The following is a 19,666-nucleotide window of genomic DNA, read 5'->3' as shown; positions in this document are numbered from 1 at the left end:
TTCGGTGTTAACCGAGTAAGAAATTGTTAGCGTTAATTTGAGTCGAATTAACTCCTAATAATTGAGCCAATACTTGTTGAGTTGAAGCTAATTTAATTAAAGTATTGGTATTATCTTGACTTAAGGTTAACTGTTCAAAGCTTAATCCTCCTGTTAAGACGATCAAATCTTCTCCAGGGATAAAGTCAGTGATCACGTCATTTCCCTGGGTGGGAGCAATGTAGAACTGGTCTGCACCGACACCTCCGGTCAAGGTATCATCCCCATTATCTCCCGATAACAGGTCATTATCCGCACCACCGGACAGGTTATCATTGTCTTGACCTCCATAGAGATTATCATTCCCTTCATTGCCTTCTAGGTTGTCATTGCCTTTGTTCCCAAAAATTTGATCCTGACCTAAACCCCCGGAGAGGTTATCATTGTCTTGACCTCCATAGAGAAGATCTTGATCATCACCTCCATTGAGTTGATCATCATTTTGATTGCCGAATAGAGTATCATTACCTTGCTCCCCATTAATCGCATCATTACCGCTATTTCCAAAGACTAGATCATCCCCAATTCCGACGCTAATCGGATCATTCCCAGCCGTTCCATAAATTGTATCGTTTGTATTTGGGGTTGGAGTTGGGGTTGGGGTAATATTTGAAGATAGGGTCGCTTTATAAATTTCCCAATCGTTACCATCCGAACCTTGCCAGATGATATTATTGCCAGAAATATCATAGTTCTTATCCTCAGAATTATTATTCGTTAACTGGAGGATACTACTGCCATCGTAAGCGTAAATTTCATAATCATTTCCATCAAAAGTCTCCCAAACAATATTATTGCCTGATATTTTAGGATACTCATCAGCCTCAGTATTATTGGTTAATTGAACGGTATTAATCCCATTATAAAGATAAATTTCATAATCAGTCCCATCCCAACCATTCCAAACGACATTATTTCCTGATATTTGGGGAGAATCATCACCCTCAGTATTATTGGTTAATTGAGTGGTATTAATTCCATTGTAAAGATAAACTTCATAATCATTTCCATCCCAACCAAACCAAACGACATTATTTCCTGATATTTCGGGTTCTAGTTCTTCATAGTCATTATTAGTCAGTTGAGTGGTATTAACCCCATTGTAAAGATAAATTTCATAATCAGTCCCATCCCAACCAGACCAAATGACATTATTTCCTGATATTCTGGGATCACGTACTTCTTTATATATATTGAGTTCCTCAGAGTCATTCTTAGGCAGTTGAATGACATTAGCCCCATTGTAAAGATAAATTTCATTACCGCTTGGCCAGACGACATTATTACCAGATATTTGAGGATTGCCGTTATAATTTGTGTTATACGAATTATCACTCAATTCAATTGTGGTGCTGCCATTATATAAGTAAATACTTGAAACTCCAGATAATCCCCCGGAGTACCAGACGATATTATTACCTGAAATTTCTGCATTTTCATTGCTAAAATAACTATTAGTCAAGGGAATACTATTAGCACCATCATGATAATAGATTTGATAGGCAGACCCATCCCACTGATGCCAAGCAACCTGATTGTCTGAAAGACTAGGACGCTCATCATCAGCGTTATTATTAGTCAATTGAAGCGTTGTAAAACTAGACATCTTCTTACTCCTTCATTCATTGTTAGCACTGGTTGATTTTTGGTACGACAGGCAAACAATAAAAACCAAATTGAGATCATCCACAGGATGATCTCGTAGGACAAATTTATTGGGCAAGTTGTCCCCTATGATTAACAGGAGAAAACTGTAAAAGAGATCAGATGTGGAGATAGGATTACCTGTTATTAGTTAATCATAACATTAAAGTAATAACACAAGTTGCTAGTTACAAATCTTATGATTTTGAACCCTCCTAAGCTAATAACAAGCAACTTATATTCCATCTTTAAATGTTTGCTACACATCCGTATTGTGTAGAGACGCGCCATGGCGCGTCTCTACCGATGGAACGTCTCTACCGATGGAACGTCTCTACCGATGGAACGTCTCTACCGATGGAACGTCTCTAAGCTGCTACGCATCTAAATTTGATATTTTGTAGGCTAGAGTCCTTGCAGCAAGGGTTTTGGGCAAAAAAATTAACTGCGTGACAGCTTACCGATGGAACGTCTCTACCGATGGAACGTCTCTACCGATGGAACGTCTCTACCGATGGAACGTCTCTAGGGGTTTAGGGAGCATAAGTAGCACCGATTTCAGGATTTCATATTAGATTAATAGAGAATCAGGAATTAATCAGAATTTTGGAGATTTTGAGATCACCATAGTCCAACCCACTTAGTCGGGATTAATCCCCAATGCTCTCAGTTGTTCGGCTAAACGTTTGGCCCGTTGACGTTCGGTTTCAGCCCGTTGACGTTCAGTTTCCGCTAAGGTTTGAGCTTGGAGTGCAGCTTCTTCTGGAGTGGGAATTAATTCACCTTCTGGACTAAAATAACGCAATTGATTGTTATGAATTCCCAAATTCAACCCTAATACATCACTCCATAATAACCCTGATTCATTAATCAAAATGGGTTGATATTCTTCACCGCTTAAGCGAAATCCAGCTAACTCTAAATCTTCGGGAGAAAACCAGAAATATTCTGGGGTTCTAAACCGATTTTGATACAGGATTTTCTTTTCTTTTCGATCAACTTTAGCGGTAGAATCTGAGAGTAATTCGATAATAATATCGGGATATTTCCCATCTTCTTGCCAAACGACCCAAGACCGACGAGGACGTTTCACTGTATTTTTAGCTACAAAAAAATCCGGTCCTCTGAATTCTCGATTTTTGAGTTGTTGTTGACTATAATAGATGGTTAAATTAGCTCCAATAAAATAATCCTCTCGATCTCGCCAGAGCCAATCTAAACCAGCGACTAACAAGGCTAATTGTAAATAATGTAAAGAACTTTCCATCTCCGGTTCATCACTTTCTAGTTGACTGGTATCTGGCATTAAATCTGCGATTTGTTGAGCGGTTAGTGCCATTGGGTTTATCTCCATTAAAGAGGGAACAGGGAATTACGAATTACGAATTACGAATTACGAATGGGCAATCTTGCTATAGGGTTAATACTTTTGACTATTTTATATCAAGTTTAAATGATTATATTATATAACTAATGCTCAAACCCTGGGGGTGTGTTCTTCTTTTTTTTTCTGTTCCCGATTTCCTGGGAAACACTGAGCTTGTCGAAGTGTTCCCGATTCCCTCCTATCATTACATTTTTTTCCAGAAATTCAATAATTTTATCCGATACATCAATTCCAGTAATCATCTCAATGCCTTCAAGTCCGGGGGATGAATTGACTTCTAAAACCAAAGGGCCTTTATCAGATCGAATCATATCGACTCCTGCTACTTTTAATCCCATCACTTTTGCTGATTTAATAGCCATATTGCGTTCTTCGGTTGTTAATTTAACATTTTCTGCTTTCCCTCCTCGATGCAAATTAGCCCGAAACTCTCCAGGGTTACTCAAACGTTTCATGGCTGCAATCACTTTATCCCCAATCACAAAACAGCGCAAATCTGAACCCTCTGCCTCATGAATAAATTCCTGTACTAAAATATCAATATTTAATCCTTGGAAGGCTTCAATAATTGATTTAGCAGATTGATAGGTATCCGCTAAAATTACTCCCATTCCTTGAGTTCCTTCTAACAATTTAATAATTAAAGGTGCTCCTCCAACCAGGTTAATTAAACTATCAATATCTTTTAAAGACGTTGCAAATCCGGTTTTCGGTAATTTAACTCCTTCCTGGGCTAATGCTTGCAACGCATTCAATTTATCACGGGAACGAGTAATACCTTGGGATTGATTTAAAGTAAACATTCCCATTAGTTCAAATTGACGGACAATTACGGTTCCATAAAAGGTTTTTGATGCCCCAATTCGAGGAATAACTGCATCAAATTTTCCTAAAGGTTTTCCTTCATAAATAATTGCAGGATTTTTAGAATTAAGCGAAATATGACATCTTAAATAATCAATAATCTGTATCTCATGACCCCGTTGTTCCCCAGCCTGTCTAAGTCTTCTAGTCGAATACAGGGAACTATCTTGGGATAAGATCGCAATTTTCATAACAAAAAATTAGTCTTGGCTGTTGCGTTTTTGATGTTATTGAGAATCACTTAAAAAGGATTGACGACAATCAATTAAAAACCGTCTTTTCAGTGCTTGCCTTCCTAATAACATCCGAAATCCCATGGCATCTCGATTGGTTAAGGTTAATTCCATTAACCATCGTTTTCCCATTAGTTCAATATCCGTTAAAATCACAGGTCGTAATTCTGTCTGTCCGCCCGAATTACGGACGGGACGGTATTCGAGTAAATCCACTTCAGCGCTCACTGTATTGATGGTATCCCGTTGGAGCGGATGTACCTTAAACCGAACCCGTTGTTTACCTTGTGAAAGCTCACCAGGGGTCTGTACAATCTCAATATCAAAAGCGTGCAAACTCGACGAACGTGCACCTGTATCAATTTTGGCTTTAATTTTTCCAATCCCCAAATCAGGCAATGCTACCCATTCCCGCCATCCAATGATTAGTAATTTGGTTTTAGTCATCACTCCTTTTTTCTGATCAACTTTCCCATTCCCTTATTTCCTATCCCCCTCTGATTTACTTTCGCTTTTGCGGTTTTGTTTTCACGCTAATGGGGCCATTAACAATCGCTTGACAGGCTAATCGATAGGTATCCGGTTTTTTCCTAAGAATGCGTTTTTCTGCGTCTGTGCGCGGAGAAACATTGTCCATCCCTTCTACAATTTCCACAATACAAGTGCCACACTGACCATAACCCCCACAGTTCATCATTTTGCCAGTGAAGGTATATAAGTCTATGCGGTTTTCTAGGGCTTTAAGTCTTAAGTTAGCCCCATCGGCTGCGATTACGTCCTGATTTTCATTCACGAATTTGATATTAGCCATTTCAATTGCAATGTCCTAGCTTAATGAACATAACCTCTCTCTAAATTATTACAGAATGTTAACAAATGGGTTGTCAGTTATCCATTAACTGTTAACGAATAACTAAAGCGGATAATCTGACAGAATATTACCCGGAAGGTTACTGACAGCCCGTTGTAAGGAGGACAGAGCACGGTTATAGCCAATAATGGCGTTGAGGAGTCGGTTTTGAGCGCGGGTTAAGTCCGTTTCCTGGTTAATCACTTCTAACTGAGTTCCCACCCCAGCTTGAAAGCGTAAACGAGCTAAACGTAAAGCTTCCGTTGCTTCTTCCACCCCTAAACTAGCGGTTTGAATATTATCAAAGTTGGCTTGTAGGTCATAATAAGACCGTTCCACATCTAAACGAATTTGATTGAGTAATTGATCAAAACGTTCGTCAGCGATGCCAATATCTAACTCCCTCTGTCTAGCCTGAGCTTTGGCTGCACCCCCATCAAAGAAATTCCAAGAAAACTGAACTTGAGCTTCATAACCATCTGCCCAACCTTGGTTCGCAGTATAACTCGGATCATCATTAATAAATCCCAAAACGTTATAGCTCGCGGCTAGGGTAACATTAGGTCGGGTAGCAGCTAAGGCGGCTCGTCGTAACTGTTGAGCGCGATCGCGTTCCGCTAACTGTTCTTCTAACTCAGCCCGATTATTGTAGGCTTGAACAATGGTATCTTCTAAGGTTAAATCCCAAGCTCCTGCTAAAGCAATCGGATCGGCGGCTAATAAATTTGAATTTTCATCAATATTCAAAATCGCTGCTAATTCTCGCCGACTTTGGAGTTGATTTCGCCGTGAATTAGTCAGATCCTGTTGGGCATTTGCCAGGGTAACACGAGCTTGCAACACTTCAAAACGGGTTCCCACGCCTGCCCGTTCCAAGGCTTCTGCATCCTCTAAACTCTTTTGGGAGTTCCGTACCGCAGCCGCTTGAATTTCAACAGCAGCATCGGCTTCTTGTAGATTGTAATAGGCACGAGCCACATCAAATCGAACTTCTTCTATGGCCGTTTCTAACCTTAACTCAAAAATGCGTAACTGTTCTTCTGAAGCCCGAATTCTGGAACCTCTCAATCCATTTATCCCTAAGTCATACTGCAATTGCAGGGAATTATCAAAGGAAAAGGAACCATAAAAGGTCTGAAACGGTAATTGATCAGCTTGTTCAGGATTATTGAAACGCTGAACTCGGATAGCGCGGTTCCTAGCTCGAACTTGTAAGTCTTGCAACGCAGAAACAGTCCGACCAAAACTGGAGCGAAAGATCAAACTCGGATATAAATCGGCTTGAGTTTCCCTCAAAGCTGCCAAGTTTTGTTCGACTTGTAGTTGGGCAATGCTGACATTTTCATTATTGCGAATTGCTAAATCAATCGCTTGTTGTAACGTCACCGGAACGGTTTCCTCAATATTAACTTGATCCGGTAAGGTCGGCCGATATAAAGGATTGGGACTCGGAAACAAAATGGCCGGGGGATTGGTTTGTAACGTTCCGTTGGGAGTTGGTGGCGGAAAGGGTGTTGTCGGGGGGGTCAAGTCAGGAACCGTCAAGGCTGGCGTACTGACTTGAGCTAGTTGAGTGGGTTGAGATTGTTTTCCTCTATCACTTGAAGGTAATAAAGGAGAAGTCAGGGTTGCAGCCTGGGTAGAGGCATTGGGTAATGCTGTTTCCACCTGTAACGGAGTGTTGCTTTCTGCGGATAAGGAATGATTGCTTAAGGGATGGGGTAAGTTAAAGTTAGGGGTTTGACTAGGGGTTTGGGTTTGTGTACTGTCTCCTGATCCGGTTGTGTTGGATGTCGAAGTTGCACTTGGTTGCGTTACAGTCGGTTGTTCTGAAGTTGTAGGAGCAACAGTCGATGCTGTCGAGGGGGAAACAGATTGTTCAGGGGTTTTTGTCGGATTTTGCTTAAAAACTGGGGTAGGTGATTCGGATACCCCAGAGGATTTCGGTGTCGAGAAATTCTCGATCAAGCGATGGCTTGAAGCAGCCACAGGTTGAGATTTTGTCGGATTTTGCTTAAATGTTGAGGTTAGGATTTCTAAAGGTAAAGATCCCTGAGCAGCAACCCTTGATTCCATAGATGGGGAAACGCTTGTTGCTGGGTTTTGATGGGGAAGTTCAGATGTAGAGACGGAAATCTGTTGTCCCTTTTGAGGGGTTTTGTCTAAAGTGAGATCTAACGGTACAGCATCAGAAGTCTTCTCCGGGGAATCAGTCGCCTTTGGAGAGAAGGAATCAAGGTTGGCTTCTGCTTCTATAGGAGCCGTAGGATAAGAGTCTTGAGGATTTTGTTTAAACTCTTGGGGTTGAGTTGTGTTGGAGTTGGACGAATTATCTTGAGAGTCAATGGGGGAAGGAACAGCCGTTCCTGGCCCCACATTGATTAATGTAATTGCTCCACTCACTCCCACAGCCATCAAATTACGAAGAACGGACATAAGGCTTCTTTTCTGTCTACAAGTCCAGAAACAATTTTAGAGCAAGCGAGCAATATTCCTAAGTTTTTTGGGACTAGCTGGTTTATGAGAACCTTTAAGCCCGACTAGATCTTGATTTCCTTAGCAGGCAATTTCTTTTGCTTCTAAGTCTAACTGGCGCAAGAGATTCAGATCGCCCCGTGCAACTGCCGCTTGACGTCGCCGCTCTAATAAACGGCATAAATGATCGGAGTGCACTTTGGCTAAGTTCTCGTCGAGAGCTTTCTCAAACGTCACTAACCGCAGTGTTATACCTTGTCGTGCTTCTACAGGCTGAATTTCGGTGGGGGTTAAAGGGGTAACTTCCTTGAAGGGATGTTCTGGTTCTGTTTTGCTGTAGGAAACACCCCGATATTTTAGGGGTTGAGTGGTTTGAGGCACAGGAATATGACGAGGATAGCTAAACTGTACGCTTTGACCCCGATATTTACCTGTTAGTTCACTTTCCACCACATCAACCGGGGGAAAAGAGGCGTCATACTGATTGCCACGATAGGTGAGTTTCATATCTGTTTCTCCTGACCTTAGCTTTAAAGAGGCTGTCTAAAAGATAAATTTTAAACGATTTTTTTATTTCTGTATTCATTGTTACACTTTTTCAGGTCAGATGAGCAAACTTAACAAAAATTTATGAATTTTTCAGGACAAATCAGGAGGGAGGAGGAGCAGGGGAAGTCAACGGTTAATATTCCTAGCCAATGGTGACTTGAGAAGTATCGACGCTCACGGCTCCGGGTTGGAATTGGGCAATATTGACGGCTTTTTCCAGAAAACCCGGGCTGGGAACTTTTCCTTTGAGAATAACGGTTCCCCCTTTTTGAGCGACCCACAAGGAACCAATATCATCGAGTTCAGGATCTTCGTCAAAGGCTAAGACAACCCGTTTAGCCAGACCGCTTTCGTCATATTCTCCCGCAATTCCAATCCGTTCTGGAGGAAGGGAAGTATTGGCGGCTGCTTGTTGTACCGTATCGTTAGACGGTTTACTGGGAACTTCACCGGTAAGGGTGCCAAAAATACGTTCAAACCATCCCATAAAATTAAATATCCTAAATTGATTAATAAGACGAATTCAGTCTAGTGGAGATTGGATTGAGAAGCAAGCCATTTTTGCAATTCTTGTTTTAACCAGTTTAATTCTTCTTCGGGTAATTGATGTCCAAAACGATAGGTTTTGCGACGGGATAAAAAGAAAATATTGGGTTCTTGGGTAACAATTTCTAAACTCGGATAATAATTACCTTTATCATCGGTTGTTCTAATTAAATTAATTTGTTGGATTTGGGAAATATCTCCTTGCTTATGAATGGGGAAATAGGAAAACCAAAAAATATTAAATTTTTTATTTTTAAAATTAAGTTGGACTTTTTCAAAAGGTTTATAATCCAGAAAAGCTTTATAAATTAATAATCCTACAGTGACAGGAATTCCTAATAATGTTAAATAAAATAGAATGATTAAACTTGAATTAATTTCAGTAAAGATAGAGGGTTCTATAACTCTATACAGGGGGTAAGTGATTAAAGCAGCGATCGCACTTAATCCTAATATTTTAATAGGCATAGATCCCGGAATTAATTGTAACCTTTTTTTAACACTTTGAATCGGATTGCCTAAAATTTTCTGAACTGGAGAAATATATTGTAATGAAAACCGGGAGGGAATATTAACGTTAAACTCCTTAGAAGATTGAGATAACTGGATAGAAGGTTCAGAGGTGGTTTTTGAAGGAAATTTAGGTTTATAATTTAAAGCATATAAAGCTCCTTGAGTTGAGGAAAACCGAGAGTTGACGGCGGGTTCTATTAAGGTTTCTAACCAGTTCTTAAAGGCGGGATCTAGAATGTCCGCGTTAAACTTCATTTTAAAGTTTTCCTGGGGTAATTCGGCTGGCGGAATTCCGGTTAACAGATGAATTAATGTGGCTCCTAACGCATATAAATCGGAAGCGGGAACCGCTAAACCTCCAAATTGTTCAATGGGAGTATAACCAAAAGTTCCGACAACGGTAAAGGTTGACCCTGGAGTTCTAGGTTGAAGTTGAACCGCGCCTAAATCAATTAAATAAATATGATGATCTTCTCCCCAAATTAAATTACTCGGTTTAAGATCTCGATGCAATACAGGAGGATGGAGTTGATGCAAATAATTCAGAATTTCTAAGACTTCAAAAGCTATCCAGTAGAGTTGTTGTTGGGTAAAACGATGATTTTCTTCTAATTTTTGTTTTAAGGAAGAACCAGGAATATATTCAGTGACTAAGGTAAACCAGACATTCTGCTCATCCAGGGAAAAATAATCTCGATATTTAACTAAACGCGGATGATTTAATTGTTTTAAAATTTGGGCTTCCCGTTCTAATAATTTTAAATCTTCCCATTGCATTGAACCTCCCAACGCCAATAATTTAACAACAACTTTATCCTTCAGCATTAAGTCATCTGCTAACCAAGTTTGGCGAACAGGATTTTCATTGAGTTGGCGTTTGAGTCGAAACCGACGGTTAAGCAGAGTTCCCGCAGTCAGCATTATTCCAAAAAAATACAAGTTTATATGATATTGTACCTAAAAATTCTCGTTCAGAATTATTGGAAGCCGCTAGGATTTATAAACTCTCGTTATTAGTCGTCTTAACAAACCGTTTAATCTGGAGGAAATTATATCAATTTGCTCGATCAAAATACCAAGTTTTATAATCATTAACCCCTTTTCCCCCGTAGTGAGGTGTTCACGTATCTTTATCTTTGAGTCAGATATTGAGGGGTAAACGCCTCACTACGAAGTTAGAACGTTATTCAGTTTCTTCAACTTTTAAAGAATCACAAGGGATTTTTTCGAGTTCAATTCGGGTCGGATCTCCACTGGAATAAACTTCCAAATCTGTGTGAGATTCGCCCACAAATAAGCAATATTCTCCCGGAAAAACAACCCGTTCAAAATAACCCCGAATGGTACTTTGCAAACGAAGAATTTGCACCTGTCTGGTGGGGTTTTTATAACTACATAAAATTTCAGTCTTAATGGAATCTACAGGCAAGTGTACTGTTTGCATGGTATTTTATTAAAGTGAGGTTTTAAAGGACTGTTTTCAAATTTCTTAACTTTTCAGTTAAGGGTAAGGGAGACGGAGAGGGAAAGGGAAAGAGCCCCAAGCCCAATTAGAAATCAGAAACGTCATCTATGACTTTAGATAGATTTGTCCTGATGGTTCTATGCAACCCTGATGGCAATGATTAATCTTGTGATGTTATCAAATCATCATAACTTAACAATTTATGAATTAAGTTATGTTAACGATATTATACACTTATTAACCCAGTTGCAACAAGGGAAAAGTTGTCAGAATCATCAACACAATTCCTTTATAAATTTCGGGTTTTATCCGAACTGTGTGAAGATTTTGTTGAGTGATCCCCAGAATAGATAACAGACTGAACCTTACCGTTTCCATTGCTACTCCCATTTCCATTAGAATAAGATCCCCTGTCTGTATTCAGGGCGACATTTTCCCAATCTTGGGAGTGAGAATTATGCCCCATCAAGCGGGATTGTAGACTTGTGGCAATGACATAAAAAACCGGAATAATATATAAACTCAGAAACGTTGAGACAAACATTCCCCCCATCACAGCCATTCCAATTGCGACTCGGCTCCCCGCCCCTGCCCCTGTCGCAAACGCCAAAGGTAAAACCCCTAAAATGGTCGATAAAGCTGTCATCATAATCGGTCGAAATCGTAACCGACAAGCTTCTAAGGCAGCTTGTTGAATAGATAAGCCCTGTTCTCGGAGTTGGTTGGCAAATTCTACAATTAAAATTGAGTTTTTAGTGGCTAATCCAATCAACATAATTAACCCAATCCGACTATAAGCATTTAAGTCTAATTGGGCAATCCATAAGGCTCCAAATGCTCCTAATAACGACAAAGGAACGGCTAATAAAATAATAATGGGGTCAATATAACTTTCAAATTGGGCGGCTAAAGTGAGGAAAATAAAGATTAAGGCGAGAGCAAAAATAAAGTTAGTAGCATCACCCGCTTCTCGAAATTCTAAAGATTCTCCAGAGTAAGAGGTTCGCATTTCAGGCGGTAAAATTTCTTGGGCTAGATTTTCCAATGCCTTTAACGCGACTCCTAAACTCACTCCGGGTGCAGGACTGCCTTCTAAAGTTGCAGAACGAAAGCGATTAAAGTGGCTAATTTGAGGCGGTGTTGTGGCTGTTGAAATCGTGACTAAATTACTCAAGGCAATCATTTCTCCCTGTTGGGAACGCACATATAATTCCTTTAAATCTTCAGGATTGGCTCGATACTTTTCATCGGCTCGAACTACGACTTCATAACGTTGATTTCCTTGATTAAAATTCGTAATTTCTTGACCTCCAACTAAAATTTGTAAGGTTCGAGCTATATCCTGTACCGAAACCCCTAAATTTCCGGCTTGGGAACGATCAACCGTTAGGGTTAATTCCGGTTTATTAAGTTTTAAATTGGTGTCAATATTGACTAATTCCGGTAAATCTCGCGCCCGAATTACAAAGTCTTGAGAAACTTGGGCTAATTGTTCTAAATCATTGCCTTGTAAAACAAATTGTATCGGTTGACCTTGACCTCCTCCAGGTAATCCTCCTGGATTAGTGGGGAATACTAAAGCATCCGTAATTGTTGAAAATTTACCTAATAATTGCTTAACCAGAGATTGTTGAGATTGTTCTGGTTTTGTTCGTTCAGACCAAGGAATTAAACGGGCAAAAGAAAATCCTGTATTGGCTTGGGCTGCCCCTCGGCTAGAACCAGCAATGGCAAAATAACTTTCAACTTCTGGCACTTGGCTGAAGATTTTTTCAACCTGCTGTACTACGCGATTTGTATAGTTTAAACTGACCCCTTCGGGAGCCGTAATCGGAGTAAAAATTCGACCTCGATCTTCAGTGGGTAAAAACCCTTGAGGTAATTGTAAGAATAACCAAACTGTTAAGCCTAAAGAGGCAATAAATCCTAAAATTAAAATGGGTTTCAATCCCATTAATATTCGGAGAGTCCAAGCATAAATGCTAGTAATTTTATTCAAAACCCATTCAAATAAATCCAAGGGTAAAGCTAGGAGTTTCATCAATCCCTTTGGCTGGGTTTCATGACGTAATAAACGGGCAGAAAGGGGAGGAGCTAAGGTTAAGGCAACAATACTTGAAAAAACAACAGAAGCTGCTAAAGTTAAAGCAAATTCATTAAATAATCGTCCACTGGTTCCACCTGCAAAGGCAACGGGAACAAATACCGCAACTAAAACCACTGTGGTTGCAATCACGGCAAACACCACTTCTCCAACGGCTGCAAAGGTTGCAGGAAAAGGTTCTAGCCGTTTTTCTTCCATATAACGGATGATATTTTCTAAGACCACAATCGTATCATCCACGACTAAACCCGTTGCTAAGGTTAAGGCAAATAGGGTTAAGGTATTAATGGAAAATCCCAGGAAAAACATGACACTAAATGCACCAATTAAAGAAATGGGAATGGTAATCGCTGGAATTAAAGTTGCTCTCCAATTTCTTAAGAATAAAAAGATAATTAAGACCACTAATCCAATCGAAATTAACAAACTAATCCAAACTTCTTCAATCGCAAGTTTTACAAACTCGGAATAATCCACAGCAACTTGATAGCTGAGTCCTTCGGGAAAACTTTTTTCTAATTCTGTTAATTTCGCTTTAATGCCATTGGCAACTTCAAGTAAATTAGCATCTGAAAGTTTACTAATTCCTAATGAAACCGCAGGAGTTCCTTTAAAACGGGCAATGACTCGATCATCTTGTGCCCCAATTTCTGCCCGTCCAATATCTCGAATTCTAATTTGCGCTCCATTGTCATTACGTTTAATAATTAAGTCTTCATAATCTTGGGAGGTTTGTAATCTTCCCAAGGTGCGGACGGGGTATTCTGTTTCTTTTCCTTCAATTCGACCACTGGGAATTTCAACGTTTTGTCTTCTTAAGGCTTGTTCAACATCTAAGGCGGTAATTTGACGGGCTGCCATTTTAACCGGATCTAACCATAATCGCATGGCATAACGGCGTTCTCCCGCAATAAAAACACTATTAACACCATCAACGGTTTCTAAGGTATTTTTAATATAAATATCGGCATAAGTGCTTAATTCTAAAGGAGATAAATTGTCAGAAAATAATGCAATCCATAAAATTCTTTCATCATCTCCAGAACGCTTTTCTACAACAGGTTCATCGACTTCATCCGGTAATCTTCTTGCGGCTCTGGCTACGCGAGTTCTAACTTCTTGGGCGGCTACTTCTAAATCTCGATCTAATTCAAATTGAACCGAAATCGAACTGCTTCCTTCTCGACTACTTGAGGTTAATGTTTTAATTCCCGCAATCCCGTTAATTTGGGCTTCTAAAATTTCCGTAACTTCGGTTTCAACAACCTGGGGACTCGCCCCCGGATAGCTCGTTGTCACGGTAACAATGGGCGGATCAATTTTAGGATATTCCTGCACGGGAAGGCGAGTATAACCCACGATTCCTAAAATAATAATCAACAACGAACAAACCGAAGCAAAAACAGGTCTTTTAATAAAAAAATTAGTAAACATAATATCAGTTATCAGTTATCAGTTATCAGTTATCAGTGATTACTACTTTTTAACGTTGACCTGTAGAATTGGGTGCAGAATTAGGAGATAAAATATTAATTGCTGCGCCATCAGATAATTTTTGTGTACCGGAAACAATAAGTTTTTGTCCTGGTTGAAGTCCTTCTAAAATTTCAGCTTGATCGCCTTGAATTAAACCTAATTTAACAGGTTGTCGTTTTGCGGTTAATTTTTCCTGTCCTTCCGCTAAAAAGACAAAGCGTTGATCACCTTGAAATTTAACGGCTGTCATCGGTACAACAACTGCATTTAGTTTTTGTTTCCAAACAACTTCAGCCCGCACAAATTGACCATCTTTAAATAAGTTTTGACCATTATCAAACGTCGCTTTTGCTAAAATCGTTTGAGAGTCTTGATTAACGGATGGGGAAATAAAACTAATCCGTCCTGTTCCTAATACTTTTCCTTGAGCATCAACCATTTGCATCGGTAATCCTAATTTTAAATCTGCTTTACGCTCTAAAGGAATAGCTAATCGTAATTCTAACTGATCATTGGCTGTCAAACGGGTGAGGATATCCCCTTTATCCACATAATCTCCTACTTTAATATCCACATCCCCAACTATTCCAGTAAAGGGTGCTAAAACGGCTGTTTCTTGCAACTGAACTTCAATACTGCGAACTTGTGCTGCGGCTTCTGCAACTTGTGCTTCCGCCTGTTGAATTTCTTGAATCCGAGTTCCGTTTTCTAACTGTCTTAACGCTTGTTGTTCCTGTTCTACAACCGCCCGACGTAAATTAATTTCTGATTGTCGATTTTTTTGTAATTGTTCTAAACGACGTTGGGCGACTTGTAAATTTGCTTCAGCGCTGGTGTTTTGGGACACAAGCGCATCAAATTCATCCTGAGAAATTGCCCCAGAACGGCTTAATTCTTCAAAACGATTAACTCGATTTTCTGCTAATTGAGCTTCGACTCGAATCGAATCTATTTGAGCTACAGCTTCATTAATTTCTGCTAAAATACTCCCCGACTCCGCATCGGCTAATCTGGCTTTAGCTTCAGCTAATTTTGCCCGTCCCTGGGCAATTTCTTCTGGGCGACTTCCAGCTTGTAGTTCAGCTAAACGAGCTTGAGCGCGAACTAAATTTGCTTTCGATTGGGTTAAACTCGCTTCTACATTATCACTTTTTAATCGGGCGATCGCTTCTCCCTGTTGAATCATCTGCCCGGATTCTACTAATATTTGAGTAATTCGACCTTCAATTTCCGGTTTAATATCTACCGCCCGTTTTGCTTCTAATGTCCCTACAAATTCAGAAGTTTCTTCAAGATTGGCAGTTTCTACCCCAGAAATTCTCACCCCATTTCCTCTAGGCTGTCTCGGTTGGTCTGTTGTTAAGTTTTCCGGCTTGTTTGGGTTGGCTTGCCACCATTGTCCACCGACAAAACCCAGACCTAATGCTATTAATGTAACTAGAGTAATGGATAACCATCCTGTTTTTACAACCGCCGATTCTGGGACAGTTGTAGGAGGTAAAGATTGAGGGTTAAGGTCAGTTCGGATTGGAGGATTATCCTGTCCAGCCCAGTCTTGCTCCTGCTCTTTTGTCGTTGATTTCGGGGATTTAGAATAAGACATTGTTCAGCTAAATTTGAGGTCGTTTTTACGGAGCAGAATGATGAAAAAAACAGATCAATCTAGTATTTGACTAGACGTTACAATATGTTAAGCTCACCCAACATCTTTCTTGAGATAGAGGAGGAATGAGGTAAATTTTCTTTTTCCAAACATTCATATAACCACTCCATTTCTGATACCAACATGAATTTTGCACGTTCCCAAGTTGCAGATTGGAAAGAGTCCGTCACCAAATTCCCCATTTCTTGAGTCTCTAAATAAGCTTTTCGTTGATGACAAACTCTTAAGCGATTTTCAATTAATTGTACTCGTTCTGAAGATTCTAAATCCCCAAAAAAGAAATATTTGACTAAAAATCGAGCGCGACTTTTAACCCAGCTTTCTTGAGGTTGTTCTAACATCTTCTCCCGCCAGCGAATACACCCGTTAGGAGTAATCGCATAAATTCTGCGACTAGCTCCGGCATCCCCAGACTCTTCCAGTAATACCTGAATGTGGTCTCGTTCTTCTAAACGTTTGAGCAAGGGGTAAATTGCTCCATAGTTCACACTCATACAACTACTGAGAAACAACTCTAGTCGCTGTTTCAGTCGGTAGCCATGTAAGGGTTCTCGCTGTAATAGTCCCAGGGCAGACAGTTCTAACATTATATCAAATTGATAGTTTATTCAGTAATTTTTACCCTACAGAAAAGTTTTTGATCGATTTTAAAACCCTACCCGGAATATTTCACCCAGTAGGGTAGAAGGTTATCTACACCACAAAATATCTCAGTAGTTCTGAATATAGCAGATTAGTAACTGGACTCATCCCTAGAGCTTCACACCTGACAATAAGGATGAGTCCGATACTTATGCAGTTAGCTGCGGTTCAACAAGTGCGATTAACTCACTCGTAAAACCCCAAACCAAGAACCTCAAGCTTGAAAAAAAATAACTGTTGTGATAATTTAACTTAACGCCAGTTTCGTCAAACGCTGATTCCGAGTTTTTAAGGGGTTAAAAGCATGACGAGCAGAAGAGTTCTGTTTATTCTGAGCAATCTCCAAGGCAAAATTAGGCATTTCTTGATGACAATAAGAACAATACCAATACACTCGGTTATGGTCAATATGACGGAGCATGGAAGAAGAGCAACAGGGACAGTCATTCATGGTTATTATTCTCCTATCAAAAAATCAAACGAAAAGAACTCAACATTACAGATAAAGTTGATAAACTAAAATGTTTTAAAACAGGGTTTTTGTAATTAAACTAATTCCGTGCTTTCGCAGAAATCTGGATTGTATTAGATCGATTTTTTATCAAAATTTTCCATTTGTTTATTTTAATTTGTTCATTCTCAGTTACGATGAACAGTCGATTCAAAATTGAAGAAACTTCGAGTTTGAGTTTAAGGCTAGAGGCAAACAATGAAGAAATTTTGAAGCCAACCCTAATGTTTTTAATTGATTATTTCTTCATCCTTTAACTTCAGCATTAAACTTTACTTCCCTAAGGTTTCACCTATCCTGCTAATTTTTACTCACTTCAGAGGCAAATTACATCTTCCTTTTGAGAGGTTTCCTGTAAAATAGAAGCGTTTATCGGTTAATCAAACTGAGCATAACTTTTTTAAGTATTGTAACAATTTAGAACCCTTAATTGTTTAGTTTGCCCTGTCTAATTTAAACAAGATTTGGCAGTTTCAACCTGAACTGAGACAATGAAAAAATCCCTATAAAATTGAAATCCATGAGACCTAAAATTAAAGATCCAATGGCTTGGCAACAAGCTGAACTTCTGATGCAACCTGCTTTTATTCGTCTCCTCGACAATATCCGTAAACAATTAGACGAATCGATTTGGACAGGAACTTACCAGGAAATTCAAGACCCATTCCCTGGATATCGGCTAGACTTAGAACATAATGGTCAAAAAGTCAGCATAGATATTTGGGAATTGTGTTATCAAATCTGTTTTCAAAACTATCGTCCTACCCATGCTGCTCAAGAAAGTCTTGAGGTTGAAATTGACACAACCTTAATTGATCAAGAAACAGGGGACGTTGATTGGCAGAAGCTCGAAGATAAAACCCGTCAGATTATTGAAGATTTATTTGCGCGTCTTACGCCCTGAAGCAACCCATTTTTGCGCTTAATTTTCTATACTCATCAATGTTGAAAAAATTTTAATCTTCCAACTCCAACAATGATTTCAGAATTACAAAATTTACAAGCCAAGACTGGTGCTATTTTGGAAACCTCTAGCCTACAGGAGGTCATTCCGATGAGCTTTGGAAATGACACCGAAGCGATCAATGCGACCCAACAAGGTGTTGCTTTATATGATCGATCTCACTGGGGACTGTTAAAAATTTCCGGGGAAGACCGACTGCGATTTTTACATAATCAAAGTACCAATTCTATTCAAACTCTCAAACCGGGAGAAGGTTGTGATACGGTATTTGTAACTTCAACGGCTAGAACCATTGACTTAGCTACAGTATTCATCACAGAAGATGCAATTCTGTTGTTAATTTCACCCAACCGTCGTCAGCAGTTAATGGAGTGGTTAGATCGATTCATTTTCCCAATGGATCAAGTACAATTGCAGGATATCAGTAGCCATTATACCGTTTTTAGTCTCCTAGGGCCAGATAGTCCCAGTGTTCTCCAGAAGTTAGGTGTAACAAATCTACAACAACAGCCATTCGGTTGCCATCAATTATTTGAAATTGCTGGTTCAACTGTCCGTATTAGTGTTGGTAGTGGTTTAACAACCCTTGGCTATACATTCATCATTCCTACCTCTGCCGCTGTCTCTGTGTGGCAAATCCTAACCCAAGGGGGTGCTATTCCATTGGGTGAAGCCGTTTGGCAACATTTACGCATTCGCCAAGGTCGTCCAGCACCAGAGGCTGAATTAACAGAAACTTACAATCCTCTGGAAGCAGGTTTATGGCAAACACTCTCCTTTGATAAAGGCTGTTACATTGGTCAAGAAACGATTGCTCGTCTCAATACTTATAAAGGAGTTAAACAGCAACTGTGGGGGATTCACTTAAATGCACCCGCTTCACCCGGAACGCCGATTTGGATTGAGGATGCCAAAGTTGGAATATTAACCAGTTATACCAACACGGATGGAGAACATTTTGGCTTAGGTTATATTCGCACCAAGGCTGGTGGAGTAGGTTTAAAGGTCAAGGTGGGTGAAATAGCTGGAGAAGTTGTCGATGTTCCTTTTTTAAAACATCCTCCCCTATAGGATTTTGCTGAAGGTGGAGAAATCCTCAATCACTTCTTCACCTTCATTCTCAAAGCCTCCACAGGATATCCTCCCTGTAAATGCTGTTGAATAATAGTCGATACATCCATCGGTTCAAGGTGACTGTACCAAACTTCATCAGGTAGAACAATTATCATGGGCCCGTTGCCACACTGTCCCAAACAGCCTATTCCCTGAATTTGGACATCGAGAGGAGATTCATCCTCAAACAACGCTAATATCTTGTCACTCCCTTGTTGATGACAGGTGCGATTTTGACAAATCAGAACTTGTTTGAAACCCATACGGTTAAAGGTATCTCCTCAAAAAAACCTTTAAACAACAACTGCCCCGATTTAAGTCAGGGCAGCTATTCAGATAAACCTTAATATAAAACAGAAAACTGAAGACTGCATAGAGAATCAGAAGAAAACAGATGAGGTCAAGCCCTCGGTCTGTTAGTGTGTCTCGGCTGCATCCATCGCTGGACTTCGACCTAACACCTATAAACGGGTGTTCTGCCCGTGACCTTACTTGGTTAAGCCAATGAGAGTAATCATCTTGAGGTGGGCTTCCCACTTAGATGCTTTCAGCGGTTATCCACTCCGCACATGGCTACCCTGCGTTTACCGTTGGCACGATAACAGGTACACCAGAGGTGCGTTCCTCC

Annotated in this window: 16 protein-coding genes, 1 rRNA gene and 1 pseudogene; 2 read left to right on the top strand and 16 right to left on the bottom strand. The window is 39.9% G+C overall.

The genetic code is table 11. From position 1 onward, the window contains the following. Window positions 1–7: 7 nt before the first annotated feature. From H6G57_RS12595 to H6G57_RS12530, 14 genes and pseudogenes are all read right to left on the bottom strand, one after another. Window positions 8–1,645: a hypothetical protein gene (locus H6G57_RS12595; protein WP_190519046.1), complete on the bottom strand. Its 1,638-nt coding sequence runs from the start codon at window positions 1,643–1,645 to the stop codon at window positions 8–10. 678 nt (window positions 1,646–2,323) lie between these two features. Then, on the bottom strand, window positions 2,324–3,022 hold the full coding sequence (locus H6G57_RS12590; protein WP_190519044.1) for a Uma2 family endonuclease: 699 nt from the start codon (window positions 3,020–3,022) through the stop codon (window positions 2,324–2,326). Between the two features lie 215 nt (window positions 3,023–3,237). Beyond that, window positions 3,238–4,125 (bottom strand): annotated as a pseudogene (gene rimK, locus H6G57_RS12585) (30S ribosomal protein S6--L-glutamate ligase); the annotation flags it as partial. A 36-nt stretch (window positions 4,126–4,161) separates the two neighbouring features. Further along, window positions 4,162–4,614 carry a RimK/LysX family protein gene (locus H6G57_RS12580; protein ID WP_190519040.1) on the bottom strand — a complete coding sequence of 151 codons (453 nt, stop codon included), beginning with the start codon at window positions 4,612–4,614 and terminating at the stop codon, window positions 4,162–4,164. A gap of 55 nt (window positions 4,615–4,669) precedes the next feature. Next, window positions 4,670–4,978: a 2Fe-2S iron-sulfur cluster-binding protein gene (locus H6G57_RS12575; RefSeq protein WP_190519038.1), complete on the bottom strand. Its 309-nt coding sequence runs from the start codon at window positions 4,976–4,978 to the stop codon at window positions 4,670–4,672. A gap of 102 nt (window positions 4,979–5,080) precedes the next feature. Further along, complete coding sequence (locus H6G57_RS12570; protein ID WP_190519037.1) at window positions 5,081–7,453, bottom strand: TolC family protein; 2,373 nt, start codon at window positions 7,451–7,453, stop codon at window positions 5,081–5,083. A 120-nt stretch (window positions 7,454–7,573) separates the two neighbouring features. Further along, window positions 7,574–7,999, bottom strand: a complete 426-nt coding sequence (locus H6G57_RS12565; RefSeq protein ID WP_190519035.1) for a DUF4278 domain-containing protein — start codon at window positions 7,997–7,999, stop codon at window positions 7,574–7,576. A 184-nt stretch (window positions 8,000–8,183) separates the two neighbouring features. Beyond that, on the bottom strand, window positions 8,184–8,528 hold the full coding sequence (locus tag H6G57_RS12560; protein WP_190519033.1) for a BON domain-containing protein: 345 nt from the start codon (window positions 8,526–8,528) through the stop codon (window positions 8,184–8,186). 41 nt (window positions 8,529–8,569) lie between these two features. Beyond that, on the bottom strand, window positions 8,570–10,021 hold the full coding sequence (locus H6G57_RS12555) for a serine/threonine-protein kinase (RefSeq protein WP_190519032.1): 1,452 nt from the start codon (window positions 10,019–10,021) through the stop codon (window positions 8,570–8,572). A 262-nt stretch (window positions 10,022–10,283) separates the two neighbouring features. After that, window positions 10,284–10,544: a DUF1830 domain-containing protein gene (locus H6G57_RS12550; RefSeq protein ID WP_190519031.1), complete on the bottom strand. Its 261-nt coding sequence runs from the start codon at window positions 10,542–10,544 to the stop codon at window positions 10,284–10,286. A gap of 310 nt (window positions 10,545–10,854) precedes the next feature. Beyond that, window positions 10,855–14,103, bottom strand: coding sequence for an efflux RND transporter permease subunit (locus H6G57_RS12545; protein WP_190519030.1), 3,249 nt, complete (start codon window positions 14,101–14,103; stop codon window positions 10,855–10,857). Window positions 14,104–14,152: 49 nt separating this feature from the next. Continuing rightward, window positions 14,153–15,748 (bottom strand): efflux RND transporter periplasmic adaptor subunit, encoded by a 1,596-nt coding sequence (locus H6G57_RS12540; protein WP_190519029.1) that lies wholly within the window; start codon window positions 15,746–15,748, stop codon window positions 14,153–14,155. 77 nt (window positions 15,749–15,825) lie between these two features. Next, window positions 15,826–16,395: a PadR family transcriptional regulator gene (locus H6G57_RS12535; protein WP_190519028.1), complete on the bottom strand. Its 570-nt coding sequence runs from the start codon at window positions 16,393–16,395 to the stop codon at window positions 15,826–15,828. Window positions 16,396–16,697: 302 nt separating this feature from the next. Next, window positions 16,698–16,901 carry a hypothetical protein gene (locus tag H6G57_RS12530; RefSeq protein WP_190519026.1) on the bottom strand — a complete coding sequence of 68 codons (204 nt, stop codon included), beginning with the start codon at window positions 16,899–16,901 and terminating at the stop codon, window positions 16,698–16,700. A gap of 580 nt (window positions 16,902–17,481) precedes the next feature. Between H6G57_RS12530 and H6G57_RS12525 the strand changes: the two genes are divergently transcribed. Beyond that, the gene (locus H6G57_RS12525; RefSeq protein ID WP_072718511.1) at window positions 17,482–17,865 is read left to right on the top strand and encodes a hypothetical protein; all 384 of its coding nucleotides are present in this window, start codon (window positions 17,482–17,484) and stop codon (window positions 17,863–17,865) included. A gap of 72 nt (window positions 17,866–17,937) precedes the next feature. Next, entirely contained in the window at window positions 17,938–18,996 is a 1,059-nt protein-coding gene (locus tag H6G57_RS12520) for a folate-binding protein YgfZ (RefSeq protein WP_190519024.1), read from the top strand. Between the two features lie 29 nt (window positions 18,997–19,025). Here the strand turns inward: H6G57_RS12520 and H6G57_RS12515 are convergent, their stop codons facing one another. Continuing rightward, entirely contained in the window at window positions 19,026–19,301 is a 276-nt protein-coding gene (locus tag H6G57_RS12515; RefSeq protein ID WP_190519022.1) for a ferredoxin, read from the bottom strand. Window positions 19,302–19,434: 133 nt separating this feature from the next. Beyond that, window positions 19,435–19,666: ribosomal RNA gene (locus H6G57_RS12510) — 23S ribosomal RNA — on the bottom strand; the annotation flags it as partial.

This window comes from Planktothrix sp. FACHB-1365, from assembly GCF_014697575.1.
Lineage (GTDB): Bacteria > Cyanobacteriota > Cyanobacteriia > Cyanobacteriales > Microcoleaceae > Planktothrix.
Note: the sequence above shows the minus strand (reverse complement) of the source record. Positions and strands in the feature narration are given on the sequence as shown.

Excerpts from the sequence above, each read along its gene's own strand:
- H6G57_RS12595 (WP_190519046.1), bottom strand. The coding sequence starts at position 1,645 with ATGTCTAGTTTTACAACGCTTCAATTGACTAATAATAACGCTGATGAT.
- H6G57_RS12590 (WP_190519044.1), bottom strand. The coding sequence starts at position 3,022 with ATGGCACTAACCGCTCAACAAATCGCAGATTTAATGCCAGATACCAGT.
- H6G57_RS12580 (WP_190519040.1), bottom strand. The coding sequence starts at position 4,614 with ATGACTAAAACCAAATTACTAATCATTGGATGGCGGGAATGGGTAGCA.
- H6G57_RS12575 (WP_190519038.1), bottom strand. The coding sequence starts at position 4,978 with ATGGCTAATATCAAATTCGTGAATGAAAATCAGGACGTAATCGCAGCC.
- H6G57_RS12570 (WP_190519037.1), bottom strand. The coding sequence starts at position 7,453 with ATGTCCGTTCTTCGTAATTTGATGGCTGTGGGAGTGAGTGGAGCAATT.
- H6G57_RS12565 (WP_190519035.1), bottom strand. The coding sequence starts at position 7,999 with ATGAAACTCACCTATCGTGGCAATCAGTATGACGCCTCTTTTCCCCCG.
- H6G57_RS12560 (WP_190519033.1), bottom strand. The coding sequence starts at position 8,528 with ATGGGATGGTTTGAACGTATTTTTGGCACCCTTACCGGTGAAGTTCCC.
- H6G57_RS12555 (WP_190519032.1), bottom strand. The coding sequence starts at position 10,021 with ATGCTGACTGCGGGAACTCTGCTTAACCGTCGGTTTCGACTCAAACGC.
- H6G57_RS12550 (WP_190519031.1), bottom strand. The coding sequence starts at position 10,544 with ATGCAAACAGTACACTTGCCTGTAGATTCCATTAAGACTGAAATTTTA.
- H6G57_RS12545 (WP_190519030.1), bottom strand. The coding sequence starts at position 14,103 with ATGTTTACTAATTTTTTTATTAAAAGACCTGTTTTTGCTTCGGTTTGT.
- H6G57_RS12540 (WP_190519029.1), bottom strand. The coding sequence starts at position 15,748 with ATGTCTTATTCTAAATCCCCGAAATCAACGACAAAAGAGCAGGAGCAA.
- H6G57_RS12535 (WP_190519028.1), bottom strand. The coding sequence starts at position 16,395 with ATGTTAGAACTGTCTGCCCTGGGACTATTACAGCGAGAACCCTTACAT.
- H6G57_RS12530 (WP_190519026.1), bottom strand. The coding sequence starts at position 16,901 with ATGAATGACTGTCCCTGTTGCTCTTCTTCCATGCTCCGTCATATTGAC.
- H6G57_RS12525 (WP_072718511.1), top strand. The coding sequence starts at position 17,482 with ATGAGACCTAAAATTAAAGATCCAATGGCTTGGCAACAAGCTGAACTT.
- H6G57_RS12520 (WP_190519024.1), top strand. The coding sequence starts at position 17,938 with ATGATTTCAGAATTACAAAATTTACAAGCCAAGACTGGTGCTATTTTG.
- H6G57_RS12515 (WP_190519022.1), bottom strand. The coding sequence starts at position 19,301 with ATGGGTTTCAAACAAGTTCTGATTTGTCAAAATCGCACCTGTCATCAA.